General features: G+C 72.4%; 25 protein-coding genes. 8 read left to right on the top strand and 17 right to left on the bottom strand.

Annotated elements, in window-relative coordinates; genetic code table 11:
* Positions 1-65 precede the first annotated feature (65 nt).
* Positions 66-1,448 carry a glycine--tRNA ligase gene (locus ACQZOG_RS06265; protein ID WP_033275786.1) on the bottom strand — a complete coding sequence of 461 codons (1,383 nt, stop codon included), beginning with the start codon at positions 1,446-1,448 and terminating at the stop codon, positions 66-68.
* 205 nt (positions 1,449-1,653) lie between these two features.
* Between ACQZOG_RS06265 and ACQZOG_RS06260 the strand changes: the two genes are divergently transcribed.
* The 4 genes from ACQZOG_RS06260 (at position 1,654) to ACQZOG_RS06245 (ending at position 4,818) form a co-directional block, all read left to right on the top strand.
* Positions 1,654-2,643 carry a metal ABC transporter substrate-binding protein gene (locus tag ACQZOG_RS06260; RefSeq protein WP_193467489.1) on the top strand — a complete coding sequence of 330 codons (990 nt, stop codon included), beginning with the start codon at positions 1,654-1,656 and terminating at the stop codon, positions 2,641-2,643.
* 29 nt (positions 2,644-2,672) lie between these two features.
* The gene (locus ACQZOG_RS06255; protein ID WP_193456961.1) at positions 2,673-3,443 is read left to right on the top strand and encodes a metal ABC transporter ATP-binding protein; all 771 of its coding nucleotides are present in this window, start codon (positions 2,673-2,675) and stop codon (positions 3,441-3,443) included.
* The gene (locus ACQZOG_RS06250; RefSeq protein ID WP_033275789.1) at positions 3,443-4,345 is read left to right on the top strand and encodes a metal ABC transporter permease; all 903 of its coding nucleotides are present in this window, start codon (positions 3,443-3,445) and stop codon (positions 4,343-4,345) included. The genes ACQZOG_RS06255 and ACQZOG_RS06250 overlap by 1 nt, the downstream gene beginning before the upstream one ends.
* A gap of 62 nt (positions 4,346-4,407) precedes the next feature.
* Positions 4,408-4,818: a Fur family transcriptional regulator gene (locus tag ACQZOG_RS06245; RefSeq protein WP_033275790.1), complete on the top strand. Its 411-nt coding sequence runs from the start codon at positions 4,408-4,410 to the stop codon at positions 4,816-4,818.
* A gap of 675 nt (positions 4,819-5,493) precedes the next feature.
* Here the strand turns inward: ACQZOG_RS06245 and ACQZOG_RS06240 are convergent.
* The 4 genes from ACQZOG_RS06240 to ACQZOG_RS06225 form a co-directional block, all read right to left on the bottom strand.
* Entirely contained in the window at positions 5,494-6,225 is a 732-nt protein-coding gene (locus tag ACQZOG_RS06240) for a YoaK family protein (protein ID WP_261674996.1), read from the bottom strand.
* A gap of 106 nt (positions 6,226-6,331) precedes the next feature.
* Complete coding sequence (locus ACQZOG_RS06235) at positions 6,332-7,165, bottom strand: isoprenyl transferase (RefSeq protein ID WP_033275791.1); 834 nt, start codon at positions 7,163-7,165, stop codon at positions 6,332-6,334.
* A gap of 32 nt (positions 7,166-7,197) precedes the next feature.
* Positions 7,198-7,947 (bottom strand): DNA repair protein RecO, encoded by a 750-nt coding sequence (gene recO / locus ACQZOG_RS06230; protein ID WP_033275792.1) that lies wholly within the window; start codon positions 7,945-7,947, stop codon positions 7,198-7,200.
* 21 nt (positions 7,948-7,968) lie between these two features.
* Positions 7,969-8,184, bottom strand: coding sequence for a hypothetical protein (locus ACQZOG_RS06225; protein WP_033275793.1), 216 nt, complete (start codon positions 8,182-8,184; stop codon positions 7,969-7,971).
* 452 nt (positions 8,185-8,636) lie between these two features.
* On the opposite strand from ACQZOG_RS06225, the gene ACQZOG_RS06220 reads away from it, so the two are divergent.
* Entirely contained in the window at positions 8,637-8,903 is a 267-nt protein-coding gene (locus tag ACQZOG_RS06220; RefSeq protein WP_033275794.1) for a hypothetical protein, read from the top strand.
* Positions 8,904-8,924: 21 nt separating this feature from the next.
* Here the strand turns inward: ACQZOG_RS06220 and ACQZOG_RS06215 are convergent, their stop codons facing one another.
* The 9 genes from ACQZOG_RS06215 to ACQZOG_RS06175 form a co-directional block, all read right to left on the bottom strand.
* Positions 8,925-9,590, bottom strand: coding sequence for a response regulator (locus ACQZOG_RS06215; RefSeq protein ID WP_037639393.1), 666 nt, complete (start codon positions 9,588-9,590; stop codon positions 8,925-8,927).
* Positions 9,587-10,930: a histidine kinase gene (locus ACQZOG_RS06210; protein WP_193456963.1), complete on the bottom strand. Its 1,344-nt coding sequence runs from the start codon at positions 10,928-10,930 to the stop codon at positions 9,587-9,589. The genes ACQZOG_RS06215 and ACQZOG_RS06210 overlap by 4 nt, the downstream gene beginning before the upstream one ends.
* 62 nt (positions 10,931-10,992) lie before the next feature.
* Complete coding sequence (locus ACQZOG_RS06205) at positions 10,993-13,071, bottom strand: MMPL family transporter (RefSeq protein ID WP_430741351.1); 2,079 nt, start codon at positions 13,069-13,071, stop codon at positions 10,993-10,995.
* A 161-nt stretch (positions 13,072-13,232) separates the two neighbouring features.
* A complete protein-coding gene (locus tag ACQZOG_RS06200) occupies positions 13,233-14,405 on the bottom strand; it encodes a membrane protein (protein ID WP_037639395.1) in 1,173 nt (390 codons plus the stop codon).
* A gap of 114 nt (positions 14,406-14,519) precedes the next feature.
* On the bottom strand, positions 14,520-15,557 hold the full coding sequence (locus ACQZOG_RS06195; protein WP_058916097.1) for an SCO2521 family protein: 1,038 nt from the start codon (positions 15,555-15,557) through the stop codon (positions 14,520-14,522).
* Between the two features lies 1 nt (position 15,558).
* A complete protein-coding gene (locus ACQZOG_RS06190; RefSeq protein ID WP_058916098.1) occupies positions 15,559-16,521 on the bottom strand; it encodes an SCO2522 family protein in 963 nt (320 codons plus the stop codon).
* A complete protein-coding gene (locus ACQZOG_RS06185) occupies positions 16,518-17,435 on the bottom strand; it encodes an SCO2523 family variant P-loop protein (protein ID WP_033275799.1) in 918 nt (305 codons plus the stop codon). Before ACQZOG_RS06185 ends, ACQZOG_RS06190 begins: the two co-directional genes overlap by 4 nt.
* A gap of 3 nt (positions 17,436-17,438) precedes the next feature.
* The gene (locus ACQZOG_RS06180) at positions 17,439-19,283 is read right to left on the bottom strand and encodes an SCO2524 family protein (protein WP_058916099.1); all 1,845 of its coding nucleotides are present in this window, start codon (positions 19,281-19,283) and stop codon (positions 17,439-17,441) included.
* 45 nt (positions 19,284-19,328) lie between these two features.
* Positions 19,329-20,099 (bottom strand): SCO2525 family SAM-dependent methyltransferase, encoded by a 771-nt coding sequence (locus ACQZOG_RS06175; protein ID WP_033275801.1) that lies wholly within the window; start codon positions 20,097-20,099, stop codon positions 19,329-19,331.
* Positions 20,100-20,417: 318 nt separating this feature from the next.
* Here ACQZOG_RS06175 and ACQZOG_RS06170 point away from each other — a divergent pair, with 318 nt between their 5' ends.
* The gene (locus ACQZOG_RS06170) at positions 20,418-20,957 is read left to right on the top strand and encodes a GNAT family N-acetyltransferase (RefSeq protein ID WP_033275802.1); all 540 of its coding nucleotides are present in this window, start codon (positions 20,418-20,420) and stop codon (positions 20,955-20,957) included.
* Between the two features lie 368 nt (positions 20,958-21,325).
* Here ACQZOG_RS06170 and ACQZOG_RS06165 read toward each other — a convergent pair whose 3' ends face one another.
* Both ACQZOG_RS06165 and leuA read right to left on the bottom strand, forming a co-directional pair.
* A complete protein-coding gene (locus ACQZOG_RS06165; RefSeq protein WP_033275803.1) occupies positions 21,326-22,027 on the bottom strand; it encodes a TerB family tellurite resistance protein in 702 nt (233 codons plus the stop codon).
* Positions 22,028-22,216: 189 nt separating this feature from the next.
* Complete coding sequence (gene leuA, locus ACQZOG_RS06160; protein ID WP_191880823.1) at positions 22,217-23,938, bottom strand: 2-isopropylmalate synthase; 1,722 nt, start codon at positions 23,936-23,938, stop codon at positions 22,217-22,219.
* A gap of 328 nt (positions 23,939-24,266) precedes the next feature.
* Between leuA and ACQZOG_RS06155 the strand changes: the two genes are divergently transcribed.
* The gene (locus ACQZOG_RS06155) at positions 24,267-25,340 is read left to right on the top strand and encodes a M4 family metallopeptidase (RefSeq protein WP_193456967.1); all 1,074 of its coding nucleotides are present in this window, start codon (positions 24,267-24,269) and stop codon (positions 25,338-25,340) included.
* Positions 25,341-25,360: 20 nt separating this feature from the next.
* Entirely contained in the window at positions 25,361-25,627 is a 267-nt protein-coding gene (locus tag ACQZOG_RS06150) for a protealysin inhibitor emfourin (RefSeq protein WP_193456968.1), read from the top strand.
* 3 nt (positions 25,628-25,630) lie between these two features.
* On the opposite strand, the gene ACQZOG_RS06145 is transcribed toward ACQZOG_RS06150, so the two are convergent.
* On the bottom strand, positions 25,631-26,062 hold the full coding sequence (locus tag ACQZOG_RS06145) for a hypothetical protein (protein ID WP_193456969.1): 432 nt from the start codon (positions 26,060-26,062) through the stop codon (positions 25,631-25,633).
* Between the last annotated feature and the right edge of the window lie 150 nt (positions 26,063-26,212).

Raw genomic sequence — 26,212 nt, 5'->3', positions numbered from 1 at the left:
CGCGAGAACGCCGGGCCCCGGAGATCCGGGACCCGGCGTTCGTGCCGGTCAGCAGGGAGGAGAGATCAGCAGCCGACCAGGCGGGCGGCCAGGTAGCCCTCGATCTGGTCGAGGGAGATCCGCTCCTGCTTCATGGTGTCGCGCTCGCGCACGGTCACCGCGTTGTCGTCGAGGGTGTCGAAGTCGACGGTCACGCAGAACGGCGTACCGATCTCGTCCTGGCGGCGGTAGCGGCGGCCGATGGCGCCGGCGTCGTCGAACTCGATGTTCCAGTTCTGCCGCAGCGCCTGGGCGAGACCCTTGGCCTTCGGGGACAGCTCCGGGTTGCGGGACAGCGGCAGCACCGCGACCTTCACCGGCGCGAGCCGGTGGTCGAGCCGCAGCACGGTGCGCTTCTCCATCTTGCCCTTGGCGTTGGGCGCCTCGTCCTCGACGTACGCGTCGAGGAGGAAGGCGAGCATCGCCCGGCCGACACCGGCCGCCGGCTCGATGACGTACGGCGTCCAGCGCTCGCCGGCCTCCTGGTCGAAGTAGGAGAGGTCCTGGCCGGAGGCCTTGGCGTGCGCGGAGAGGTCGTAGTCCGTGCGGTTGGCGACGCCCTCGAGCTCGCCCCACTCGCTGCCGCCGAACTGGAAGCGGTACTCGATGTCAGCGGTGCGCTTGGAGTAGTGGGAGAGCTTCTCCTTCGGGTGCTCGTACCACCGCATGTTCTCCTCGCGCAGGCCGAGACCGGTGTACCAGTTCCAGCGCTGCTCCATCCAGTACTCCTGCCACTGCTCGTCCTCGCCCGGCTTGACGAAGAACTCCATCTCCATCTGCTCGAACTCGCGGGTCCGGAAGATGAAGTTGCCGGGCGTGATCTCGTTGCGGAAGGACTTGCCCATCTGGGCGATGCCGAACGGCGGCTTGCGGCGCGAAGTGGTCTGCACCTGGGCGAAGTTGGTGAAGATGCCCTGGGCGGTCTCGGGGCGCAGGTAGGCGACGGAACCGGAGTCCTGCGTCGGGCCGAGGTGGGTGGAGAGCAGACCCGAGAACTGCTTGGGCTCGGTGAAGGTGCCCTTGTTGCCGCAGTTGGGGCAGCTCAGGTCGGCGAGGCCGTTCTCCGGGGCGCGGCCCTTCTTCTCCTCGTACGCCTCCTCCAGGTGGTCCGCGCGGAACCGCTTGTGGCAGGAGGTGCACTCGGTGAGCGGGTCGGTGAACGTCGCGACGTGACCGGAGGCGACCCACACCTCGGGGGCCAGGATGACGGACGAGTCGATACCGACCACGTCCTCGCGCGACGTCACCATGTAGCGCCACCACTGGCGCTTCAGGTTCTCCTTGAGCTCGACACCCAGCGGTCCGTAGTCCCAGGCGGCCTTCGTGCCGCCGTAGATCTCACTACTGGGGAATACGAAGCCACGGCGCTTGCTCAGGCTGACGATGGTGTCGATCTTGTCGGCGGCCACGGTGCTCTCTTCATTACGACGACGGGCGACGAAGCGGAGATGCTTCCAGCGAATGCCTCAGGTTACCGGCGGGGACGGCCCCTCGACCAAATCGGTCCCCCCAAGCGGACCTCCGCCGGGCCGGCAAGGGCGTCGAGGGGGGTCGTCGAGGGGCCGCCGGAGGGCTTGTTGACAACGGTTTCCATCTTCGTTGAAAATGACTGTCATGAACGTACGACGACGCCACATATCCGCGGTCGCTCTCACCGCGGTCGCCGCCCTCGGTTTCGGGACCCTCACCGCCTGCTCGTCCGACGCCGCCGCGGGCGACACCGGCAAGTTCGACGTCGTCGCGTCGTTCTATCCGATGGCCTTCCTCGCCGAGCGGATCGGCGGCGAGCACGTCCACGTCACCAGTCTCACCCAGCCCGGCCAGGAGCCGCACGACCTGGAGATCAGCGCCCGGCAGACCGCGCAGCTCGAGGAGTCGGACGCCGCCCTCTACCTCAAGGGCCTCCAGCCCTCCGTCGACGAGGCCATCGGCCAGTCCCCCATCGCCACGAAGATCGACGCGGCCGAGCTGACCGCGCTGGAGGAGCACGGCACCGAGGCCGGCCACGGCGAGGAACACGGCGAGGAACACGGGGACGAGCACGCCCACGAGGACGAACACGACCACGACCACGACCACGAGGGCGGCGACCCCCACATCTGGCTCGACCCGGTGAAGTACGCCGAGGTCGCCGAGGGCGTCGGCAAGGCCTTCCAGAAGGCCGACCCCGACCACGCCGCCGACTACCGCAAGAACACCGCGACCCTGGTCAAGGACCTCAAGGCACTGGACGAAAAGTTCCGCACCGGTCTCGCGAACCGCGACACGGACGTCTTCGTCACCACCCACGCCGCTTTCGGCTACCTCGCCGAGCGCTACGGGCTGACCGAGGAGGCCATCAGCGGCCTCGACCCGGACACCGAGCCCAGCGGGGCACGCGTGAAGGAACTCCAGCAGATCGCCGAGGAGGACGGCGTCACCACCGTCTTCTACGAGACCCTCGTCAGCGACAAGACCGCCAAGACCCTGGCCGGCGACACCGGTCTGAGGACCGACGTCCTCGACCCGGTCGAGGGCATCACCGACCACTCCCGCGGCGAGGACTACTTCCAGGTCATGGAGGCCAACCTCACGGCCCTGCGCACCGCGCTGGGCGCCCGGTGACCCCCGACGACGCGACACCGGAGGACGGCATGACCACCGAGCCCGTCATCACCCTGCGGGGGGTGCGCGCCGAGCTGGGCTCGCGCCCCGTGCTGCGCGGCATCGACCTCACCGTGCGCCGCGGCGAGGTCGTCGCCCTGCTCGGCGCCAACGGCTCCGGCAAGTCCACCGCCGTGCGCACCGTGATCGGCCAGGTCCCGGTCACCGCCGGGGAGGTCGAGCTGTTCGGCACCGAGCGGCGCCGCTTCCGCGACTGGGCGCGGGTGGGCTACGTCCCGCAGCGCACCACGGCCGCCGGCGGGGTGCCCGCCACCGTCACCGAGGTCGTCTCCTCGGGACGGCTCGCCCGCACCCGCTTCGGCCTCTTCCGCAAGGGCGACCGGGAGGCCGTCCGCCGGTCGCTGGAGCTGGTCGGCATGGCGGACCGCGCCAAGGACTCCGTGGACGCCCTGTCCGGCGGCCAGCACCAGCGGGTGCTGATCGCCCGCGCGCTCGCCTCCGAACCGGACCTGCTGATCATGGACGAACCGATGGCGGGCGTGGACCTGGCCAGCCAGGAGGTCCTCGCCGAGACCCTGCGCATGCAGGTCGACCGGGGCGCCACGGTCCTCCTCGTCCTGCACGAACTCGGGCCGCTGGAGCCGCTGATCGACCGGGCGGTGGTGCTCCGCGACGGCTGCGTGCTGCACGACGGCCCGCCGCCCAAGGCGGTCGGCCAGCACGCCCTGCCCGGCCACGACCACGTACACCCGCACGCACCGGCGGACGCCGGACCGATCCGCACGGGACTGCTGAGCTGATGGAGATCCTCGACTACGCCTTCATGCAGCGGGCGCTGCTCGCCGCCGTCCTGGTCGGCGTCACCGCGCCCGCCGTCGGCGTCTACCTCGTCCAGCGCCGCCAGGCGCTCATGGGCGACGGCATCGGTCACGTCGCGATGACCGGTGTGGGCCTCGGCTTCCTGCTGTCCTGGTCCCCGGTGTGGATGGCCGCCGTGGTCTCCGTCCTCGGCGCCGTCTTCATGGAACTGGTCCGCTGGTACGCCAGGACCCGCGGCGACATCGCCCTCGCGATGCTCTTCTACGGTGGCATGGCCGGCGGCGTCATGTTCATCAACCTCGCGCCGGGCGGCTCCACCTCCAACCTGTCGTCGTTCCTGTTCGGCTCGCTGTCCACGGTCTCGCCGTCCGACGTGACCGCGATCTGCGTGCTGGCCGCGTTCGTGGTGCTGGTCACCGTGGGACTGCGGCGGCAGCTGTTCGCGGTCAGCCAGGACGAGGAGTTCGCGCGGGTGACGGGACTGCCGGTGCGGTTCCTGAACCTGCTCACGGCGGTCACGGCCGCGGTCACGGTGTCCGTGGCGATGCGGGTCGTGGGCCTGCTGCTGGTGAGCGCGCTGATGGTGGTGCCGGTCGCGGCGGCCCAGCAGCTCACCCGGAGCTTCGCCGCCACGTTCGCCGTCGCCGTCGCGATCGGCGTCAGTGTGGCCGTCGGCGGCACGGTCACCTCGTACTACCAGGACGTGCCGCCCGGCGCGACGATCGTGCTGCTGACCATCGGCGCCTTCATCCTGCTGACCGCGCTGGCCGCCCCGCTGGCCCGGCGCCGCGCCCGGGCGCTGGCCGCCGCGCGGCCCGGGCCCGACCCTGCGGAGTGCTCGATTCCGGCGAGTCGTCCGGCGGACGGCAAGGTCGGCGCCTGACTCGCCGCTGCCCGGGCTGGCACAATGGCCCGGGCAGCAGCCAGATGTGAGGAGGCATTCCGGTGACGACCGCAGGACCGCCCGTGAAGGGCCGCGCCACCCGGCAGCGTGCCGCCGTGGCGGCTTGCCTTCAGGAGGTCGACGAGTTCCGCAGCGCGCAGGAACTGCACGACATGCTCAAGCACAAGGGCGACTCGGTCGGGCTCACCACGGTCTACCGCACGCTGCAGTCCCTCGCCGACGCCGGCGAGGTCGACGTCCTGCGCACCGCCGACGGCGAGTCCGTCTACCGCCGCTGCTCCACCGGCGACCATCACCACCACCTGGTGTGCCGCAGCTGCGGCAAGGCCGTCGAGGTCGAGGGCCCGGCCGTGGAGAAGTGGGCCGAGGCCATCGCCGCCGAACACGGCTACGTCAACGTGGCCCACACGGTGGAGATCTTCGGCACCTGCGCGGACTGCGCGGGCGCGTAGCCCGCGCGCGGCCCCGCGCCGGGGACGCGGGGTGCGTACTGGAAGCGGTCGGTTTCCGCACCGGGAGCGGGTGGTCGACGCACCGCGAGCGCTCAGCGTCCACGCCGGGACGCACGACGCGTGCCGCGGCGCGCGGGAGCCGTACTGCGGGGAGCACCTCGCGCACCGCGGGGAGCACCTCGCGCACCGCGGGCGCTTGAGATCCACACCGGGGCAGCGGGTTCGCGCATCGCGGGCGCAGAAACCCGCCCGCACCGGGCAGCCGGTTCGCGCACCGCCGGCGCAGAGACCCACACCAAGGCAGCCGGTTCGCACACCACGGGCGCAGAGACCCGCACCGGGGCAGTCGGTTCGCACACCGTGGGCGCAGAGACCCGTACCAGGGCAGCCGGTTCACGCACCGCCGACGCAGAGACCCACACCAAGGCAGCCGGTTCACGCACCGCCGACGCAGAAACCCGCACCAGGGCAGCCGGTTCACGCACCGCCGACGCAGAAACCCACACCAAGGCAGCCGGTTCACGCACCGCCGACGCAGAAACCCGCACCAGGGCAGCCGGTTCACGCTCCGTGGGCGCGGGGACACGCCCGCACCCGGGCAGCCGGCTTCCGTCGGCGTCGGCGGCGGTCAGCCGGCCGGTGGCCGTTCGGGCCCCGGTTGCGGCGGAGCCGTCCTCAGGTCCTCGCCCCCATGTCCTCCCGCCGGAGCAGGGCGACGTGGCATGCCGCGGCGAACGTCAGCACCGCCGCGCCGATCACGATCAGGGCCCGTCCCGGGCCCAGGGGCACCAGCAGCCAGGTGCCCAGGACGCCACCGACGAAGATGCCGAGTACCGTCGCCGCCCACCGGGACCGTGCCAGCAGCCGGTGCCGCGGTGCCCTGCCGTCCGCCGTGAGGGGCCGGTTCAGCAGGTCGTTGACGAGCTGCGCGAGCGCCGTCTGGCTCAGCAATGTCGGCATGCCGGGCACGTGCATGCGCAGCGCGGTGGACGCCCGCAGGCCCATCGCGAGGGCCACCCCGCCGATCACCACGTAGTCGGTGTGGTCGACCGCCTCGGCGAGGCCGTGCCGGCCGAGCGCCACCGCCCCCGAGGCGACGAGCAGCAGCCCCTCACCGGCCAGTCCCGCGACGAACCACGGGCGGCCCCGCGCGGCGAGCCCGGCGAGGGTCAGCGCTCCGAGCGCGGCGCCCGCCGCGAACGCGGCGACGGCCGTGGCGGCCCGCTCCACCGGCACGTCCCCCTCGCCCGCCAGCGCGAACGACAGGAACAGCACGTTGCCCGTCACCAGCGCGCAGAACACCTTGCCCAGGGTCAGGAAGCTCACCGCGTCCACCGCGCCCGAGATCACCGTGAGGACGGTCATGGCAGCGGCGCGCCGCACCTCGGACGGGGGCAGGTCGGGCATACGGCCAGCATGGCCGGGGTGGCCGCGCCCGCCCGGCAGCAGCCGTGCGACACGCGGCCGAAGACCACGCCCGGCGCAGGGCGGCAGCGGCCCCGCGCCGGCCGGGTCAGGACTGGCGGCCCTCCATGGCCAGCAGCTCCTCGTTGGGGATGGCCCCGCCGAACCGGCGGTCGCGCGAGGCGAACTCCAGGCACGCCCGCCACAGGTCGCGCCGGTCGAAGTCCGGCCACAGCACGTCCTGGAAGACCATCTCGGCGTAGGCGCTCTGCCACAGCAGGTAGTTGGAGGTGCGCTGCTCGCCGCTCGGCCGCAGGAACAGGTCCACGTCCGGCATGTCCGGGTAGTACAGGTACTTCCGCAGCGTCTTCTCGTCGACCTTCGACGGGTCGAGGCGGCCCGCCTTCACGTCCTCGGCGAGCGCCCGCGCGGCGTCGGCGATCTCCGCGCGGCCGCCGTAGTTCATGCAGAAGTACAGGGTGAGCCGGTCGTTGTCCTTGGTCTGCTCCTGGGCGACCTGGAGCTCCTTGGCGACGGACTTCCACAGCTTGGGCATGCGGCCCACCCAGCGGACCCGGATGCCCAGTTCGTCGAGCTGGTCCCGGGTCTTGCGGATGAAGTCCCGGTTGAAGTTCATCAGGAAGCGCACCTCGTCCGGGGACCGCTTCCAGTTCTCGGTGGAGAAGGCGTACAGCGAGATGGCGCCCACGCCCATCTCGATGCCGCCCTGGAGCACGTCCAGCACCCGCTCGGCGCCGACCTTGTGCCCCTCGGTGCGCGGCAGGCCCCGCTCCTTCGCCCAGCGCCCGTTGCCGTCCATGACGATCGCCACATGGTTGGGGACGAGTTCCCCGGGGAGTTTCGGGGGCCGCGCGCCGGAGGGGTGCGGTTCCGGGGTCCTGTACTCCCGGCGCTGCCGCCCCAGGAATCCGCGTACGGCCATGTGTCTCTCGTCTCCTCGTGCTGACGGGGTTCTTACTGCTTCTCGACGTACCGGAGCGAGCGCAGCCCGCGCTCCAGATGCCAGTGGAGGTAGGCGGACACGAGCCCGCTCCCCTCCCGGACGTGCCGTGCCTCGCACGCGTCCGCGGTGGCCCAGTCTCCCGTGAGCAGTGCGCCCAGGAGTTCGAGGGCCTGCGGCGAGGGTACGACGCTCCCGGGGACGCGGCAGTCGGCGCACACGGTTCCGCCCGACGCGACCGAGAAGAACCGGTTCGGTCCCGGCATGCCGCACTTCGCGCAGTCCGTGAAGCTGGGCGCGTAGCCGTTGACCGCGAGGGAGCGCAGCAGGAAGGCGTCGAGCACCAGGTGCGGGGCGTGCTCGCCCCGGGCGAGGGTGCGCAGCCCGCCGACGAGCAGCAGGTACTGCTGGACGGCCGGCTCGCCCTCGTGGTCGGTGAACCGCTCGGCGGTCTCCAGCATGGCCGTGCCGGCGGTGTAGCGCGCGTAGTCGGTGACGATGCCGCCGCCGTACGGCGCGATCGTCTCGCTCTGCGTGCACAGCGGCAGGCCGCGTCCGACGAGCTCGCTGCCTTTGGCGAAGAACTGCACGTCCACGTGCGAGAAGGGCTCCAGGCGCGCGCCGAACTTCGACTTGGTCCGGCGCACGCCCCTCGCCACGGCACGGACCCGTCCGTGACCGCGGGTGAGCAGGGTGATGATCCGGTCCGCCTCACCCAGTTTCTGGGTGCGCAGCACGATGCCGTCGTCGCGGAACAGACTCATGGCAGCCATTGTCGCGCACGTTCACGGCACCTCGCCGCGGCTCCTGGCGTTGGCGTACGCGGTGGCCGCGCGCAGCCGCTCCTCGGGCGTCGCGTGCCGCACGGCCCGGGGGTCGGCGTCCCACTCCCGTCCGCCGCCGTACGGCCGCAGCTGCACGTAGGGGCCCTCGTGCCCCATGACGATGCCGAGCCGCTCGGCGCGGGTGTCCACGACGTACGCGCCGACGGGCGGCTTCACCGCACCACCGCCGCCGCCCCGGACTCCTCCCGCATTTCCTTCACCACGTCCTCCGCTTCTCCGGCGCCGCACGCCGGCTGTTGTCAGAAGACCGTGATTCCCACCTCTCACACATGTCACGCTTCACGTCACACGCGTGCCGCCAGGTGTCTAGACTTACTGAGTTTCCGCAGGTGCGGGGCGGGGCGGTGGACCGGTTTTCCACCGCCCCGCATTGCGGCCGACGTGAGGACAAATGCGCGAGCGGTGCGTTTCTCGCCGAAGGAATTCCGGGAAACGGCCGCCGCTCCATTCCGCTTTTCCGGAGCCGCGTCGGCCTCCGGCATGAGCGAGCTTTGAGGACGATATGCCGATGACGCCGAAGGCGTGACGTTTCCGCGGTGGTGCAACCGGAGGGCGCGGCCCCGCTCTCCTCCCCTGCGAACCGACACCCCTTCGGTGAGGAGAGCGACATGACCGCGACCGCTTTCGAGTACGGCCCGAATCCTTACGCCGCCGGGCAGCCGGGCGGCGACTACCTGCTGGCCCCGCCGGACCCGGCCACCCGCGCCGGCTCCCCCATCGACCCGCGCGACCGGCGCCGCCTCGACCTGCACGCCGCCCTGACCGCCGCCGGGATCCCGCCGCGTCCCGAGGACCGCGAGGCCATCGAGCACCTCAGCGCCCTGTCCGCCGGGATCAACAGCACCGTCCAGCGCTGGCTCCGGCACACCCTGTAGCGGGGTCAGCCCCTGGAGGGGTCAGCCGGCGCCCGGTGCGACGAGGCCCGACTCGTAGGCCACGACGACCAGTTGGGCCCGGTCGCGGGCGCCGAGCTTGCCCATGGTGCGGCTCACGTGGGTCTTCGCGGTGAGCGGGCTCAGCCCGAGCGTCTCGGCGATCTCCGTGTTGTTGAGACCGCGCGCGACCAGCGTCAGCACCTCCCGCTCCCGCTCGGAGAGGCAGTCGGGTCCCGCGGTGGCCGGCGCCGCCACGGGGCTGCGCAGGAAGCGCGCGATCAGCCGGGCCGTGGGTCCGGGTGACAGCAGCGCCTCACCGGCGGCCACCGTGCGGATGGCGTCGAGGAGTTCGGCGGGCCGGGTGTCCTTCACCAGGAACCCGGACGCCCCGGCGCGCAGCGCGTCCACGATGTTCTCGTCCGTGTCGTAGGTGGTGAGGACGAGCACCTTCACCCCCGCCAGGTCGTCGTCGGCGGCGATCAGGCGCGTCGCCTCGATGCCGTCGAGGTCCGGCATGCGGATGTCCATGACGACGAGGTCGGCCCGCTCGGTGCGGGCGAGTTCGACGGCCTGCCGGCCGGTGGCGGCCTGCCCGACGACCTCCATGTCGGGCGCCGACTCGACGAGCATCGCGAAAGCCTCCCGCACCAGGGTCTGGTCGTCGGCGAGCAGCACACGGACGGTCATCGGGCCTGTCCCTTCCGGGTCGCGTCGGTCAGCGGCAGGGCGGCGGTCACCCGGAAGCCCCCGCTCTCGCGGGGACCGGCGTCCAGCGTGCCGCCCACGCTGCGGGCACGCTCCCGCATGCCGACGAGCCCGAACCCGGGGGTGCCGCCGGGGTCGGGTCCGGTGCCGTCGTCGGTGACGCCGATGTGCAGCACCCCGTCCCGGTCGCTCACGTCGACGCGCACGGCGGGCTCCGGACCGGCGTGCCGGACCACGTTGGTCAGCGCCTCCTGCACCACCCGGTACGCGGCGGCCCCGACCGCGGCCGGCACCGGCCCCTCGACCCGCACGCGGTGCTCCACGCGGGCCCCGGCCAGCCGCGCGGCCCCGACCAGGTCGGACAGCCCGTCGAGACCGGCGAGCGGGCCCCGCGCGTCCTCGGGACCCCCGTTGTCCCGCAACACCTCCAGGGTGGCGCGCAGTTCACCGCGCGCGGTGCGGCAGGTGCCGGCGATGTCGTCGAGGGCCTTCGCCACGGCGGCCCGGTCGAGACGGTCGGGGTCGGCGGCCAGGACGTGCGCGGCGACGGACGTCTGCACGCCGATGAGGGTGATGCTGTGGGCGAGCAGGTCGTGCAGGTCACGTGCCATGCGCACCCGCTCCTCGGCGACGCGCCGGCGCGCCTCCTCCTCCCGGGTGCGCTCCGCCCGTTCGGCGCGTTCGACGATCGCGGCGACGTACTGCCGGTAGACGCGGACGTCCAGGCCGAGGAGGAGCACCGCGACGACCCAGCCGACGATGCGGAGCAGTTCGACAAGGCCGTCGGGGTTGGTGAGCGCGTTCACGGTGAGGGTCGTCCCGATGACGACGGTGCCGATCAGCAGTGTCCGGCGGAGGGTGCCCGTGGCGGCGACCGTGTAGAGCACCACCACGGTCGCGGCCACGGGCGCCGCGTGGTGGTTGTCCAGGGCGTGGTACGGCACGATCGGGGCCAGCACCGCCAGCATCACCGGCAGCGGCCGCTTCCGCCGCCAGGCCAGCGGCACGTGGGCCGCGAACAGCAGGGCCCAGCCGAGCGCGTCGGGCCGGCGGCCGTCCCCGGTCAGCAGCGCCAGCGAGACGCCCAGGACGGCGACGCACGCGGCGAGCACCGCGTCGTTGCGCACGGCGTGCGGGCGGGTCAGGGGGTCACGGCTGAGCGCGGTGATGATGCCGTCCCTGGTCCGGGAGTCCGCCGGGCGCGCGTTAGTAGTCCGGGGGGCCGTGGCTCCGGAGTCCGGGGTGCCGGGGTCCCCGTCGCGGGGGAGCGCGGTCCGCGCGGGCTCGGCTGCGTGTGCTGTCGTCGGGTGCACGGGGTCCATCCTCGGGGAGGAGGGCGCCCCTCCGGGAGGGAGGGGCGCCCTGTCACGGTCGTACGGGCGGATCACACCGGCTCCGGCTGCCGCTCCCGGTGCTCCGGCTCGGGCGTGCGGGACAGCGCGCCCGGCCACCACATCCGGCGGCCCAGCAGCACGCTCGCCGTGGTGACCAGGTAGGTGCGGACCAGGAAGGTGTCGAGGAGGACACCGACGGCGATGACCAGGCCGAGTTCGACCATCGCGGCCAGGGGGAGGGTGGTGAGCACCGCGAACGTCGCGGCGAGCACGACGCCCGCGGAGGCGATGACGCCGCCCGTGGTGCGCAGCGCGGTGAGGGCGGCCGCCTCGGGTTCGGCGCCGTTCAGGGACTCCTCCCGCATGCGGTGCATGAGGAAGATGCCGTAGTCGACGCCGAGGGCCACCAGGAACACGAAGGACAGCAGCCCGATGCCGGGGTCGGTGCCGGCGAAGCCGAGCAGCGGCCCGAAGACCAGCCCGCCGATGCCGAGCGCCGCGCCCCAGACGGCGACCACCGCGCCGAGCAGCAGCAGCGGGGCGACGAGGCTGCGCAGCAGGACGACCAGGATCAGGAACACGGCGGCCAGCACCAGCGGCACGATGACCGCACGGTCCCGCGCCTCGCTGCGGGCCAGGTCGAGATGCTCCGCGCTGGGCCCGCCGACATGGGCGCCGGTGCCGTCGAGGGTGTCGCGCAGGGCCTCGATGGTGCGGGTCTCCCCCGCCGACTCCGGCGGCGCGGTGGCGAACACGGTGATCTCGGCCCAGGTGCCGTCGGCCCGTCCCGGGGCGGCCTCGGCGACCCCCTCCGTCCCCCGGACCCGCTCGACGACCTCGTCGGCGTCCCCTGCGGGCGCGATCACGGTGATCGGCTGGGCGCCCCGCCCCGGGTACTCCTCCGCCAGGGTGCGCATCGCGCTGACGGAGTCGGGCCGTTCGGTGAAGGCGTCCTCCTGCCGGAGGTCGCCGCCCAGGTTGAGCGTGCCCAGGGCGAGCGCGCCGAGGAGTACCGCGCCGCCGGTCAGCACGGCCGCGGGCCGCCGGGTGGCGGACGTGCCCATGGCGGCGAACAGCGACCGCCGCGCCTTGGGGGCGCTGCCGTAGGCCGGGATCAGCGGCCAGAACACGCGCCGTCCGAGCAGCACCAGGACGGCGGGCAGCAGCGTCGTCATCGCGACCAGCGCGGCGAGCACCCCGACCATGCCGACGGGGCCCATGCCGCTGCTGCTGTTGAGGTCGGCGGCGAGCAGGCACAGCAGTCCCGCGGCGACGGTCCCGGAGGAGGCGAGCACGGCGGGCCCGCAGCCGCGCAGGGCGGCCCGCATGGCGTCGTACGGCCGCTCGTGACGGCGCAGTTCCTCGCGGTAGCGGGAGACCAGCAGCAGCGCGTAGTCGGTCCCGGCGCCGAGCACGAGGACGGTCATGATGCCGCCGCTCTGTCCGGTGATCGTGATGCCGAACAGCTCGTGCGTGCCGTACGCGGCGGCCATCGCCAGGACGGTCGCGGCGCCCGCCACGGCGAGCGGCACCAGCCACAGGAACGGGCTGCGGTAGATCAGCACCAGCAGCACGGTGACCACGCCGAGCGTGGCCGTCAGCAGCGTGCCGTCGATGGTCTCGAACACCTCGTCCATGTCGGCGCCGACCGCCCCGGGGCCGCCGACCTCGGCGCTCAGTCCGCCCGTCCCCCCGACGGTCTCCCGCACCCCGTCGACGAAGGCGAGCTGCGCCTCCTCGTCCTGACCCGGCTCCGTGCTGGACACCGGGTACATCAGCGTGCTGCCGTCCGCGGAGGCGACGCCCCGCGGCGCGTCCGACAGCTCGAACTCCCGCTCCACGCCGGCGATCTGCGCGGCGGCCGTCTCCCGGTCGGCGGCGGTCAGCCCGCCGTCGCGGTGGTAGACCACCACCAGGTCGGTGGACTCGCCGCCGGGCAGCTCGTCCTGGACGCGCGCCACCTGCGTCGAGTCGGCGCCGTCGGGCAGGTAGTCGACCGCCCGGTTCTGCTGCACGTCGGCGAACTTGCCCGCGAGCGGCAGGAGCAGCACCAGCGCCACCACCCACAGCCCCGCCACCGCCCAGGGCACGGCCCGCCGCCCCCCTGTGCCTGTTCCGACAGCCCTCATGAGCTGGCTCCCCTCCGGTCCGGTCGTCTGGATACGTGTCCAGCCTTCCGGCGGCGGGGAGCCGGGACGTCCGGCGTGGGACCGAAACGGCGGGTACTGCGGCGGGCGGCCGGAGGCCGGCCGTTACTCCCCCGGGAGTAACGGCCGGGTCCCGCGGGAGGTCAGCCCCGGTCGACCATCCAGGTGCCGTCCTCCTCGTCGTCGACCCGGACCTCCAGCTCCCGCAGGCTCATGCCGGCCTCCCACAGCTCACGGAAGCGCTTCATCCGGTCGTGCACATGGTCCTGACGGGCGATCAACCGCGTCCGGATGTTGACGTCGCGCAGGTCCTGGTCGATCTCGAAGGACACGGCCTCGTCGTACACGATGAAGTCGTTGGTGGTGCCGCGCAGCAGATGCGGCGGCAGCTCGGGCAGGACGGCGACGCGCACCTCGATGTGCAGCACCTCCTGCTCCTCGCACAGCCGCAGCAGCCGGTCGTCCAGTTCGCGCGCGCTCTCCAGCAGGAACAGCCGGCGCACCGGGACGCCCTGCTCGATGGCCTCGGCCTGGGCGTGCAGATAGCGGCTGGCGGGCTCGCTGTTCCAGAACGTCCGGTCGACGGAGGTGCTGGTGGCGCAGATCGACTTCTCCGCGGCCCGGGTGAGGGTGAGCATCCAGTCGTGGTTCTCGCCCGGGCACTCCGCGGTGAGCGTCGTGAGGTCGCTCAGGTGCCCGATCACCCGCTGCATCTCCAGCCGGACGAAGGTGGAGAGGATCGGCAGGCCGGGCGAGAGGACCTCGGCGAAGTTGGCGGCCAGGTCGGACACGGACCCGATCCGCACCAGGGACGGCGTCGGAGGTTCGGGCTCCGCCGGCCGGGGCGGGGGCACCAGGCGCGTCTCGACGAGCTGCTTCATGTCCTCGGTGTGCCGGGTCAGCCCGTGCCGGAGTTCGTCGTAGCGCCGTAAGCCGCCGCGTACGGTGTCGGCCGTCTCCGCCAGCAGGCTCTCCGCGCGCCGGGCCCGTTCCTCGGCGGCCCGGTCCGGGACCAGCACGAGGTGCTGGACGGCGACGGCGGCGACGGCGACCAGGGCGGCGGCGCCGAGCTGCCGTGCCGCGCCGTCCTCCGGGCTGAGCAGCGCGGCGAGGCCCCAGGCGAGCAGTCCGGCGACCAGGCCCACCAGCAGCCTGCGCCGCCACGGGACGGGGTCGGGACGCTCGGCAGGACCGGCGGACCGGGTGGCGTCCGGGGCGTCGGGCTGTGTCGCCGTCCGCTCGGGGTGTTCGGGTGTGCCCACCACGCCCGGCGGGCCGGCCGTGTCGTCGGGCTGCGGTGTCTGTGCCGTGCTCATCTCGCTTCTCCCCCCGTTGGGAAACACGTCGGTTCGGGATGCGGAATGTGCGTGGGGGTCCGGACGAGGCCGCTCACGGCTGGTGGGCGTCTCGCGGGCAGGGGTCGGGACGCGTCAGGGCGCGGGCTCCACCTCCCGGTGCACGGGCGGGATCGCGTGCAGGGTGAGCTGGTCGCGGACGCGCTGCACGAGGGCGAGCCACTGCCGGGTGAACCCGGGCCGCTCCTCCAGCGCCTCCCACAGCGGGGCCAGCTCGGCGGACACACGGGCCCGCGGCATCCACAGGTGCAGCAGATGGTCGACGGCCGGCCGCAACGCCCGGACCACCGGCGGAAGTTCACCGCCTGGTGCCGGACGGGGCCAGGGTCCGGGCGCGGCCGGGCCGAGGCGGATGCCGTCGAGGACGCGGACCAGGGTGGTCAGCAGCCAGTCGTGCAGGGCCAGGTCGTCGCAGAGCCCGGCCAGGTCGGCGGCGGGGACGTCCTCCGGGACGCGCAGCCGTACGGTGCGCAGCTCGTCCTCGGCGAGGGTGAACCGCTCCAGGGCCGGCGCCTCGCCCGGCGGCGCGGTCAGCGCCACCCAGCGCAGCCGGGTCTGGCGGGATCTCAGCGGCGGACGCTGGTCGAGCAGCGGGTGCCGCAGCAGCCGGGTGAGCAGTCCTCCCGCGATCAGCCCCACGTCGAGGTCGCCGTGGCGCCCGCCGTCGAGCAGTCCGGCGGCGACCGCGTCGCAGGGCAGCTTCCCCAGCGGTTCGACCACTCCGGGCCGCATCAGGTAGTCGCCCCAGGGGCGGCGGTGGTCGGGCCCGGAGGCGGGAAGCGTGAAGTACGCGGAGGTCTGCAGCACCCGCCCCTCGGTGAGCGCCGCCCGCGCGGCGACCGTGCCGACGGCGCGGACCCGGGCGCCGTTGGCGCTGGGCAGCGGGCAGTCGACGCCGGTGAGGGTGTCCGGGGAGCGGCCGTGGAGGTTGGGGCGCTCGGAGACCAGGACGCGCTCGTCGGCGCGCAGCCGCAGCAGCTGGGCGGCGGCGCGGCTGTCGAGGGCCTGCCCGGCGGGGAGCAGGCAGGTGCGGACCTCGCCGCAGGCCAGCACCGTGCGCGGCGCTCCGGTGCCGGGCGCTGCGCCGGGGGCTGCCCTGGTCGCGGCCGGCATCTCAGGTCTCCTCGCAGAAGACGTAGGAGACGCGGTCGGCGACCGGGCCGGGGACGGGCACGCCCTCACCCGCGGAGCGCTCGGCGGCCTGGCGCAGGGCGTCCCGGTCCACGTCGGTCTGGTCGAGGACGACCCGCACGGCGTGCTCGACGGGCAGGAAGCGGCCGGGCAGCACCGAGCAGGTGCGGTAGGCGGCGAACGGGTCCGCCCGCGGGTTGAGCCGGACCAGCGGCGGCAGGTCGTCCCAGTCGTCGGGGAACGCGCCGGTGTGCGGCTGCGGGTCGAACACGGGCTCGCCCTGGTGGCGCAGCAGCCCGAGGCGGGCGAGCTGCCACACGGCGGCCAGGAACGGGCAGGACCACAGGCGCTCGCCGTCGGGCGTCTCGTTCCACAGTTCGACGTCGAGGAACACGGAGTGGCGGCGGGCGGCGGTCTCGCGGGGCGGCTCCCAGGCGGCGGCCTTCCGCATCGCCTGCGGGGCGCGGACGGTGGGGCTGCGCACGCCGTTGGCGAGCCAGCCGGTGTGCGCGGCGGGCGGCCGGTGGCCGCTGCTGCCGGGCGACGGTTCCTCGACGATCCGCGCGGCCACCGCCTCCGCGACGGGGATCTTCCCGCTGACGGCGCAGGCGGACTCGCGAGCCAGGTAGTCGACGGTGAGCCCGGCGCGCTCGGCCTCCGCCAGCAGCATGGGGACGACCTCGGCGGGGCTCGCGAACCGGGTGAAGTAGTCGTCGACCAGGAAGCAGGTGCTGATCCTGGGGCGCCGCCCGCCTGCCCGGCCGGCGGCGAAGGCGCGGGCGGCCTCCGCCCAGGGGCGGACCCGCGCGAAGTGCCGGCGCAGATGCTCCGGACCCGCCTCGAAGTCCTCCATGTACAGGTGTCCCAGCTCCAGGGAGAGGTGGGACAGGGGCACCGCCTGGGTGCGGGGTTCGGCGGTGGTCTCCCGGAACACCGCTTCGGTCATGGGAGCCCCCAGTACGCGTCGTCGGTGAGCCGCCGGGCGATCTCCTCGAGCGCCTCCAGCGTCTCCTTGTTGGCGATCTGGGTGGCGAGGACGTCCTCCTCGGTGATCAGCTGCTCCCGCCACTGCAGGATCGGCTCCAGCGGCACGGTGCCGAGCACCACGCTGTCGCCGATGTGCTGGTCGGAGGCGAGCCGGCGGAGCGCCCGGTTGCAGGACTGCATCCAGGCGGCCTGGGCGGGTGAGCCCTGGGCCCACATGGCCGACTCCGGGTCGGGCACGGCGGCCCGCACGAAGCGGATGCTGCCCTGGAGGGTTGCCTCGTCGTGCCCGCGGTCGACGCCGCTGCGGAGGATGCCGTTCTCCTTGTGTACCAGGCCCGCGGCGGCGATGACGTGCTGCCGGGTCCAGCGGTGGAACACCAGCCAGCGGTAGGCGACATGGCGCAGCTGGGGGTGCGCGGTGGCCGCGAGGACGAGGTCGACGGCGTAGCTGCGGCCGGCGCTGAGGTCGACCATGACCAGGTCGAACTCGCTGTTGAGGCGCAGCAGCAGGTCGATGCAGCGCTCCAGCGCCTCCTCGCCGGTGGCGAACTCGCCGCCGCCCGCGTCGCCGGGGTAGAGGACGAGCCGCCCGGACTGGTTCTGCCGGGCGCGCAGCACCGGGTGCTCGGTGTGCCGCCAGATGTCGATGCTGGCGGGTTCGGTGACCTCGCCCTCCAGGTAGGAGTGCAGGCCGCTCTCCTCGGTGCCGCGCAGGGCGCTGGGCACGTCGAAGACGGCGGCGGCGGTGGGCGAGCCGAAGTCGAAGTCGACGTAGGCGACGTGGTCGCCGACGAGGGCGCGCTGGTAGGCCAGGTTGGCGCTGGTGACCGAGCGGCCCGTGCCTCCCTTGTCGGAGGCCGCGAAGACGAGCACGGCTCAGCCCTCCTGCGCGGCGGCGTCCCGGGCCTGGGCCAGGGTGTCGAGTTCCCGCAGGACGGGCAGGGCGAGCGCGAAGGCGGTGGCGGGCCGCTCGTCGACCAGACCGCGGGCGTGGTCCAGCCGGTTCTCCATGCTCCGCATCGCCCGGGCGCGGCTGCCGTCGTCGCCGGTGGACGCCTCCAGCTGCTCCCTGCCGAACAGGTGCGTGGCCTCGCTGAGCAGGTCCCGGGCCAGGTCGGCCAGGTCGGGGCTGCGGATGGGCTCCTGCTCGTAGAGGTTGCGGGCGGCGACCAGGCACTCGGTGACGCGTTCGGTGACGCTCCAGGACAGGCGGCGGTTGGCGGCCTCGGCGTCCGGGAAGACGGCGCGCACGTCGTCCCAGAGGCCGGCGCCGTGGCCGTCCTCGATCCTGCGGTTCCACAGGTGCTCGAAGGTCTGCTCGGCGAGGCGCAGCAGCCGGTCCTGCGCCTCGATGTTCCGGGACAGCTCGGCGAGCTGCACGGTCCGCTTGAGCAGCTGGGCGGAGAAGTCGGTCATCCGCCACTGGAGCCGCGAGCCGGAGCGCTCGGACCCGGCGAGCGGCATCAGCACGCCCGGGTCGTGCAGCCGGACGACCGGGTCGCTCCTCGTCATGCGGCTGGTGACGCGGCCGCGGTCGGCGAGCCGCTCCATGATGGAGACGGTGCGCGTGAGGTCGTCGTCGGTGGCCCTGCGGCGCACCAGGTCGTGGACGAGGATGGCCGCGACGGTGAGGGAGAAGTACTCGGACTCGAGCCGCAGTCCGGTGGTCTGCCAGGGCAGGTCCTCCAGGGGCCAGCGCTCGGTGCCGAAGCGGGCGACGGCCGACCAGTACTGCTGGCTCAGCTCCCAGCGCAGCCGCAGCGCCTCGGCGAGTTTCTGCTGGTCGGCGTCGAGCAGTCCCAGGGTGAGGGTGCGCTCGGAGAAGAGGTCCTGGATGCCGTCGAGGGCGACGACGGTGAAGTACACGTAGGGCAGCCGGTCGGCGATGCCGTCGGGCTGGCCGGGCACCGGGGCGTCGAGGTCGGTGACCTTGGGGGCGTCCTTGACGACGCCCCAGGCCCAGCCGCACTCGAAGAGCTGGCTCTCGTCGCGGATGGACTCGTCGACCTCGATGCCGCGGCTGAGGCTTTCGATGATGGTGGCGCGCAGGGGCCGGAAGCGGCGTGCGAACTGCTGGAGGACGGCCCGGTCGGAGTGCCGGTTCTGGCCGATGACCTGGATGAGACGGCGGCCCTGCTCGGACTCGGCGTCGAAGACGTTGACCGCGAAGGAGCGCAGCAGGCTGACCATGGCCGCGGTGAGCCGCAGATTGGTGGCCTCGCGGAGTTCGGCGAGCGCCCGGCGCACTTCGGGGCGGGTGGTGCTGTTCTCGTAGACCTTGAGGAAGCCGAGGGTCGCCAGGCAGAGCGTGACGGACATCGAGTAGGAGTCGACGACGCCTAACTTGCCCTGCTCGTGGGTCAGTTCGCCTTGGTCGTCGACGGTCTTGAAGTACGGTCCGCCGGAGAAGGTCGGGGCGTCGTCGGGGCCGGTGTGGGTGCGCATGAACTGGGTCAGCGCGGTGATCAGGTTGGGCGGGATCTCCAGCCGGCTGCCGACGCGCTCCAGCGCCTGGAGCACGTCCCGTTCGGTGGTGTCGGGCTGGTCCAGGCGGAACGCGGGGATCTCGGTGGCCGGGTACAGCAGGCAGAGCAGCCGCTCGGCGTCCGCGACACTGCTGAGCCCGTCGGTGTCCCCCCACACGAGCTTGCCGTCGTCGAACGAGTGGCGGGCCGCGGCCCGCCAGATGTCCAGCAGATGCTGGCGAGGCTTGATCTGCATCCCCCTACCCCTCATACAGACCGTGTGCAGACATGGTCCCCGTTCCTACGTGTCCGCAATCGCCGAATTCCGCCGTCCCAGGGCGAGAATGATGCCCTCGTGCCCCTCGCGCACCATGTGGTGCAGATCGTGGATCTCCAGGTCGTCGGCCCAGTCGCACAGGCTTTCGCGGACCCGCTCCTCGTTGACCCGGTAGGCCGGATAGCGATGGTCGCCCACCTGGTAGCCGACGGATTCCTTCATGAAGGCGGTGGCGAACGGCGCGCCCTCGGTCAGCGCGCCCATGAAGCAGGTGACGCCGCGGCGGAACTCGTCGGGGCACTCGGACATGGAGTCGGCGACGAAGAACATGGTGCCGATGTCCCAGCGGCGCTGGCCGTCGAGGTCGAGGAGGTTGGCGCGCTCGACCCGGACGATCTCGCCGAACCGGCCGCGGGGCTCGACGGCCGCGTAGGCGGGGTGCTCGCCCAGCTGGTCCCAGAAGGGGTCCCAGACGGTGTCGAACCCGGCGGGGGACGCCTGCTTCTCCAGGTACTCCACGTTGGGCTGCGCGTACTCCAGGAGCAGGACCTTCTCGCACCAGGGCAGCATGGACAGCGCCGGGTAGAGATTGGCTCCGGCACCGACGTCGACGCCGCGGCCCGTGCGCGGGACGCCGTCCTCGAAGCACTTGCCGAAGTAGTCGCGCATCAGCCGCACGATCAGCAGATCGACCTCGAGAGGGCTGCGGTAGTTGGCGTCGACGTAGGCCTCGGGATCGAACTTCGACCACGGGGCGTCGGCATTACGGTCCATGATCACCCTGCCGCGTTCCATTCAGTGTCGGACAAGACCGTGTGCCCTGTCTGCGCCGTTCCGCTGAACGTCGGCAGGTGAAGCAGCATCTCCGGTTCTCGCACGGTAGGCCGAAGTGGCACGCGGAGACAGCCAGGAACACGCCGTTCCCTGTCGACGGGCGCACGGAAGGCGCACGCCGGTTGTCCGTGCACCCCTGAACTCGCCCTTGCACGCGGTGAGTTGACGGCTCACTCTAACCAGAGACGCCACCGGCCGCCACCGGAAGCAGCAATCCCTTCCGGGTGAACGCCGGTGTCTTGGCGTTGACGCATCCGCATGTCCCGACTGGGGGGTGGCATGACCGCCGAACCGCTGGAGCGCACCCTGGACCGGCACGGGCGACTCGCGGGACCCGAGGGGTTCCCGGGGCCCGGACGCCTGGTCCTGCGGGGGGCCCTCGAGTCCGATCTGCCCGAGCTGCGCCGGCTCGACGAGGAGGTGTTCCAGGAGGTCGCCTATCCCGCGTTCCTGCTCCGCCAGCTGTACGACGTGTACGCCGAGCACTTCCTGGTGCTGGACGACGGCGCGGGCGGTCTGCGCGGCTACGTCCTGGCCGCGACCACGGCGTTCAGCCGGGACAGCTGGATCCTCGGCCTGTGCGTGACCGAGGGGGACCGCCGGCACGGGCTGGGCCGGGAGCTGATGACGGAGATCCTTCAGCGGCTCCGCCGGGACGGCGTCGAGACGGTGCGGCTGACGGTCGAACCCGCCAACCGGGCGGCGATCCTGCTCTACCACTCCCTCGGCTTCACCCCGGAGGAACCGGACGGCGGCCTGCGCCGGGACTACTTCGGCCCGGGCGAACACCGGCGGGTCATGCGACTGGAGCTGTGCTAGCACGCTGCGGTCAGGACGGTGCCGCCGTCCGGGTGACCCGGGGACGGCCCCCGACCGGCTCGGGCCGGGCCGGGACGGCACCCGACGGACTCGGACGGGACCGGGGCAGCCACCGGCTGGACCCGGACCGGGTCAGAACCCGTCACCCGGACATGGGCAGCGGCGCGACGACCTCGGCCGACACGAACCGGGCCGGGACGGCGCCCGCCGCAGACGCACCGGCCCGAACGGCGCCCCCCCAAGACCGACCGGAACGCCTCCCGTCGGAGACGAATCGGCCGGGGCGGCATCCGCCGGACCGGACAGGGCCCGGACGGCGTCGGCCGGAGACGGCCCGGTCAGGACGGCGTCGGCCGAAGACGGTTCGCTCAGGACGGCGTCCGCGCCGCCGCCAGCAGGCGGCCGACGTCGTCGGTGCAGATGGTGAGGGCCGCGCCCACCGTGGCGAGGGCGTCCCGTTCCGCGGGGGTGTACGGGCCGTCGGCCAGGGCGATCCGCGCGCCCTGGAGCAGGATCGACTCACGGCCGGGTGCGGCCAGGTGCGGGGCCAGCGGGTCCAGCGCCTCGTGCAGTTCGATGGACAGCCCCGCCACGCAGGGCTCGCCGGTGAACCGGCCGGTGTCCTCCTCCAGCGCCTCGACCAGCGCGGCGAGCTGCTCCTCCGTGCAGTCCTCGAAGCCGGCCGCGCGCACCCCGGCGGTGGCGGTCTCCAGGGCGGCGCGGGAGCAGGTGCCGCCCGCGGCGAGCACGGCGAGGGCGACGGTGTGGACGGCGTCCCGCAGCATCGCGGAGAAGCGGGTGGTGGTGGGATGGTCCAGCACGTCGGTGCCGAAGTGGCCGCGGCAGGCCGCGCACTCCACGGTCGGCGCGCACACCCCGCGCGGCAGCACGGGCACGCCCAGCACGGTGAACCGGCGGCGGCCGGTGAGCCGCTGGTAGTTGCGGTCCCCGCCGCAGCTGGGGCAGAAGAACTCCCCGTCGCCGACGGCGGTCCAGGCGGTGCGGGTGCCGCACAGGCGGCGCGCACTCCGGGCGGCAGTACGGCCGTCGGGTCCCCGTTCTGGCAGCACGTCGCACCTCCATCAACGCCACACAGCTCCGTCGCCGCGCTTGCGTGATGTTAGCCACATCCGGGAGTCGGAGTCAGCACCCAGGACGAGACCTTTCCGTGACCATCACAGCTATTGGCCGGTAACCGACGCCGGGGTCCCGCCCGCCGGGACGGCGGACGGGACCCCGGATCGACTCCTACCGGCTGATCAGCGGGCCGCGCGGTTGACGGCGGAGACGACCGCCTTCAGCGAGGCGCGGGTCGTGTTCGCGTCGATCCCGATGCCCCACAGCACCTTGTCGCCGATGGCGCACTCGATGTACGAGGCGGCCTGCGCGGAGGCGCCCTCGCTCATGGTGTGCTCCTGGTAGTCGAGCAGGCGTACGTCGATGCCGATGCTCTGCAGGGCGTCGAAGAAGGCCGAGATCGGGCCGTTGCCGGTGCCGACCAGGGTGGTGTCCTGGCCGTCGACCGTGGCCTGGACGGTGAGGGTGTCCACGCCGTCGTGGTCGGTGGTGCTCTGGCCGCCGGCGACCTGGATGCGGCCCCACGGGTTGTCCGGGTTGGGCAGGTACTCGTCCTGGAAGACCGACCAGATGTCGGCCGGGGTGATCTCGCCGCCCTCGGCGTCCGTCTTGGCCTGGATGATCTTCGAGAACTCGATCTGCATCCGGCGCGGCAGCTCCAGCTTGTGGTCGTTCTTCAGGACGTACGCCACACCGCCCTTGCCGGACTGCGAGTTGACCCGGATGACCGCCTCGTAGGAGCGGCCGACGTCCTTGGGGTCGATGGGCAGGTACGGGACCGCCCACTCGATGTCGTCGACGGTGACGCCCTTGGCCTTCGCGTCGGCCTCCATCGCGTCGAAGCCCTTCTTGATGGCGTCCTGGTGGGAGCCGGAGAAGGACGTGTAGACCAGGTCGCCCACGTACGGGTGGCGCGGGTGGACCTCCATCTGGTTGCAGTACTCCCACGTACGACGGATCTCGTCGATGTCGGAGAAGTCGATCTGCGGGTCGACGCCCTGCGAGAACATGTTCATGCCCAGGGTGACCAGGTCGACGTTGCCGGTGCGCTCGCCCTGGCCGAACAGGCAGCCCTCGACGCGGTCGGCGCCGGCCATCAGCGCCAGCTCGGCGGCGGCGACGGCGGTGCCGCGGTCGTTGTGCGGGTGGACGGACAGGCAGACGTACTCGCGCCGGGAGAGGTTGCGGTGCATCCACTCGAAGCGGTCGGCGTGCGTGGACGGCGTCGAACGCTCCACGGTGGCGGGCAGGTTGAGGATGATCTCGCGGCCCGGACCGGGCTGGTAGACGTCCATAACCGCCTCGCAGACCTCCAGCGCGAAGTCCAGCTCGGTGTCGGTGAAGATCTCCGGGCTGTACTGGTAGCCGAACTCGGTCTCGGGGCCCAGCAGCTTCTCCGCGTACTCCATCACCAGACGGGTGCCGTCGACGGCGATCTGCTTGATGTCGTCCTTGGAACCGCGGAAGACCACGCGGCGGAAGACCGGCGCGGTGGCGTTGTACAGGTGGACGGTGGCGCGCCTGGCGCCCTGCAGGGACTCCACCGTGCGCTCGATCAGGTCCTCGCGGGCCTGGGTCAGCACGGAGATGGTGACGTCGTCCGGGATGGCGTCGGGGTCCTCGATGATGGAGCGAACGAAGTCGTAGTCGGTCTGGCCGGAGGCGGGGAAGCCGACCTCGATCTCCTTGTAGCCCATGCGTACCAGCAGGTCGAACATGGCGCGCTTGCGGGCGGGCGACATGGGGTCGATCAGGGCCTGGTTGCCGTCACGCAGGTCGGTGGAGAGCCAGCGGGGCGCGGTGGTGATCCGCTTCTCGGGCCAGGTGCGGTCGGGGATGCCGACCTGCTCGTACCGGCCGTACTTGTGGATCGGCATGGTGCTGGGCTGCTGGCGGTTCGCCATGATGCGGGGGCTCCTCGATGGTCCGCGGAATGTCCTGGGGACGGCCGACGGCGCAGCGCCAAACTCCGCGGGGAGGGGGTCGGCCTCTAACGCAGACCCTCACCGCGGCAGCTAAGGAGAAGCAGCCCGAAGTACATGATGCTCCGCAGCTTAACCGAGTCGCCCACCGTGCGGGGTTCCGTATCAGTATGCGGGATCGCCGGGACGAAGAGGACAAAGAGTGCCGTATACCACTTTCGCAGCGGGCGCCGGGCGGTAATCGCGAGGGATTTCATCCGTCATGGTCACGGGTAGTGACAGGGAGGTCACTCGGTGCGATGGTTCCGGCATGACGACGAACGGGGGCCACGAGCCCGTCTTCTGCACCATCGTCCCGCCGCACGTCCTCGACCGGCTCTCCCAGGCCGAGGACCCTGTGGTCCACGGCCCCGCGCGCCGCACCCTGCGCCGCGACGCCTACGAGCGCACCCAGCGCCGTATGACCACGGTGGTCGGCGCGCCCGCCGTCGCCACGCGCGCCGCGGCGGCCGAGCCCGGCACCCCGCAGCGCACCGTGTACGACGCCGGGCACGGCACCGACCTGCCCGGCGTGAAGGCGCGCGGCGAGGGCGACGAACCGGGCCAGGACGCCACCGTCAACCGCGCCTACGCCGGACTCGGAGCCACGTTCGACCTGTTCCTCAAGGAGTTCGGCCGGGACTCCATCGACGGGAACGGACTGCCGCTGGACGCCACCGTCCACTACGACCGCGACTACAACAACGCGTTCTGGAACGGCGAGCAGATGGTGTTCGGCGACGGGGACGGGGAGATCTTCCTCGACTTCACCGTCGCGGTCGACGTCATCGGCCACGAACTCGCCCACGGCGTCACGCAGTACACCGCGAACCTCGACTACTTCGGCCAGTCCGGCGCGCTCAACGAGTCGGTGTCGGACGTCTTCGGCGCGCTCATCAAGCAGTACACGCTGGGCCAGACCGCCGAGGAAGCCGACTGGCTGATCGGCGCGGGCCTGCTCGCCCCGCGCGTCACGGGCGTGGCCCTGCGCTCGATGAAGGAGCCCGGCACCGCGTACGACGACGACGTGCTCGGCAAGGACCCGCAGCCGGCGACGATGGACGACTACGTCCGCACCGGCCGGGACAACGGCGGCGTGCACATCAACTCCGGCATCCCCAACCACGCGTTCTACCTGGCGGCGACCACCCTCGGCGGGCACGCCTGGGAGCGCGCCGGGCAGATCTGGTACGACGTGCTGACGGGCGGTGAGCTGGACGCGGACGCGCAGTTCACCGACTTCGCGAAGCTCACCGTGAAGGCGGCGCGCGCCCGGTACGGGGAGGGCGCGGAGCTGGTGGCGGTGACCAAGGCGTGGGAGCGGGTGGGGGTGCGGACGCTGTAGTTCCGTACTAGACACGGACCATGCGTATTCAGGTGCGGCGCACGGGCGGCTTCGCGGGGATCGAGCGGCAGGCCGAGGTGGACACGTCGGGGCGGGCCGACGCCCACGAGTGGCACGCGCTGGCGGAACGGGCCCTGGCGGCCGGACGGTCCGCTCCGCCGGCCGGGGTCCCGGACGGGTTCAGCTACACGATCACGGTGGACGGCAGGACAGTGCACTGCGCGGACCCCCGGCTGACGGAGGAACAGCGGGCGCTGATCAGGAGGGTGCTGAAGGAGGGGGCGTGAAGGTCAGTCCTCGACAGGCTCCAGGCGAACGGGTTCGGCACCACCGAGATACAGCATGCACCCCGCCTCCTCGTCGTCGGCCTTCTCCGGTGGCAGCACGTGGATTCCCGCCGTGGGCGCGGGGGACCATCCGAGATTGCGCGGAGGGTTGTACTCCTCGTAATGCCCGACATGAAGACGCGTCGGCGGAATGGACACCGTGCACATGTCGCCCACTCGAAGTTCCGATGCCGCGGGCTCGATCCGGTAGGGAACCCATTCCGGGTGCGCGTCGCCGTACGGCAGGGCGTTCGTCCCGTCCCACCGGAAACTCGAGGAGTCGTCGATCACTCCCCACGGCCACTTCACGGTGATGTACCGCGCATCGACACGGACGACCTCGGCGCACGCGGGCTCGCAGGAGACAACCACTTCATCGCCGACCTGCGGAATCACCTTGTCCCCCTCTGTTCCGGCGCTGGACGAAACCGATGCGCGAGACGTTCACGGCGGGCTGATCCGGGCCCGGTCACGCCACCGCGGTGTCGCCGCAGGTGGCGAGACCTGAATCCCACCTTGCCGTGCGCTGCCTCCGGCGCATCCATG

It is taken from the genome of Streptomyces sp. P13-3-3, from assembly GCF_050571355.1.
Taxonomy (GTDB): domain Bacteria; phylum Actinomycetota; class Actinomycetes; order Streptomycetales; family Streptomycetaceae; genus Streptomyces; species Streptomyces althioticus.
The sequence above is the reverse complement of the archived record's forward strand: the minus strand, read 5'-3'. Positions and strand labels throughout refer to the sequence as shown.

What these genes read in the sequence shown, in the direction of transcription:
- ACQZOG_RS06200 (WP_037639395.1), bottom strand. Translation starts at nt 14,405, where the DNA reads ATGAGCACGGCACAGACACCGCAGCCCGACGACACGGCCGGCCCGCCG.
- ACQZOG_RS06150 (WP_193456968.1), top strand. Translation starts at nt 25,361, where the DNA reads ATGCGTATTCAGGTGCGGCGCACGGGCGGCTTCGCGGGGATCGAGCGG.
- ACQZOG_RS06195 (WP_058916097.1), bottom strand. Translation starts at nt 15,557, where the DNA reads ATGCCGGCCGCGACCAGGGCAGCCCCCGGCGCAGCGCCCGGCACCGGA.
- ACQZOG_RS06250 (WP_033275789.1), top strand. Translation starts at nt 3,443, where the DNA reads ATGGAGATCCTCGACTACGCCTTCATGCAGCGGGCGCTGCTCGCCGCC.
- recO (WP_033275792.1), bottom strand. Translation starts at nt 7,947, where the DNA reads ATGAGTCTGTTCCGCGACGACGGCATCGTGCTGCGCACCCAGAAACTG.
- ACQZOG_RS06210 (WP_193456963.1), bottom strand. Translation starts at nt 10,930, where the DNA reads ATGGACCCCGTGCACCCGACGACAGCACACGCAGCCGAGCCCGCGCGG.
- ACQZOG_RS06155 (WP_193456967.1), top strand. Translation starts at nt 24,267, where the DNA reads ATGACGACGAACGGGGGCCACGAGCCCGTCTTCTGCACCATCGTCCCG.
- ACQZOG_RS06215 (WP_037639393.1), bottom strand. Translation starts at nt 9,590, where the DNA reads ATGACCGTCCGTGTGCTGCTCGCCGACGACCAGACCCTGGTGCGGGAG.
- ACQZOG_RS06190 (WP_058916098.1), bottom strand. Translation starts at nt 16,521, where the DNA reads ATGACCGAAGCGGTGTTCCGGGAGACCACCGCCGAACCCCGCACCCAG.
- ACQZOG_RS06260 (WP_193467489.1), top strand. Translation starts at nt 1,654, where the DNA reads ATGAACGTACGACGACGCCACATATCCGCGGTCGCTCTCACCGCGGTC.
- ACQZOG_RS06170 (WP_033275802.1), top strand. Translation starts at nt 20,418, where the DNA reads ATGACCGCCGAACCGCTGGAGCGCACCCTGGACCGGCACGGGCGACTC.
- leuA (WP_191880823.1), bottom strand. Translation starts at nt 23,938, where the DNA reads ATGGCGAACCGCCAGCAGCCCAGCACCATGCCGATCCACAAGTACGGC.
- ACQZOG_RS06220 (WP_033275794.1), top strand. Translation starts at nt 8,637, where the DNA reads ATGACCGCGACCGCTTTCGAGTACGGCCCGAATCCTTACGCCGCCGGG.
- ACQZOG_RS06175 (WP_033275801.1), bottom strand. Translation starts at nt 20,099, where the DNA reads ATGGAACGCGGCAGGGTGATCATGGACCGTAATGCCGACGCCCCGTGG.
- ACQZOG_RS06235 (WP_033275791.1), bottom strand. Translation starts at nt 7,165, where the DNA reads ATGGCCGTACGCGGATTCCTGGGGCGGCAGCGCCGGGAGTACAGGACC.
- ACQZOG_RS06255 (WP_193456961.1), top strand. Translation starts at nt 2,673, where the DNA reads ATGACCACCGAGCCCGTCATCACCCTGCGGGGGGTGCGCGCCGAGCTG.
- ACQZOG_RS06240 (WP_261674996.1), bottom strand. Translation starts at nt 6,225, where the DNA reads ATGCCCGACCTGCCCCCGTCCGAGGTGCGGCGCGCCGCTGCCATGACC.
- ACQZOG_RS06180 (WP_058916099.1), bottom strand. Translation starts at nt 19,283, where the DNA reads ATGCAGATCAAGCCTCGCCAGCATCTGCTGGACATCTGGCGGGCCGCG.
- ACQZOG_RS06205 (WP_430741351.1), bottom strand. Translation starts at nt 13,071, where the DNA reads ATGAGGGCTGTCGGAACAGGCACAGGGGGGCGGCGGGCCGTGCCCTGG.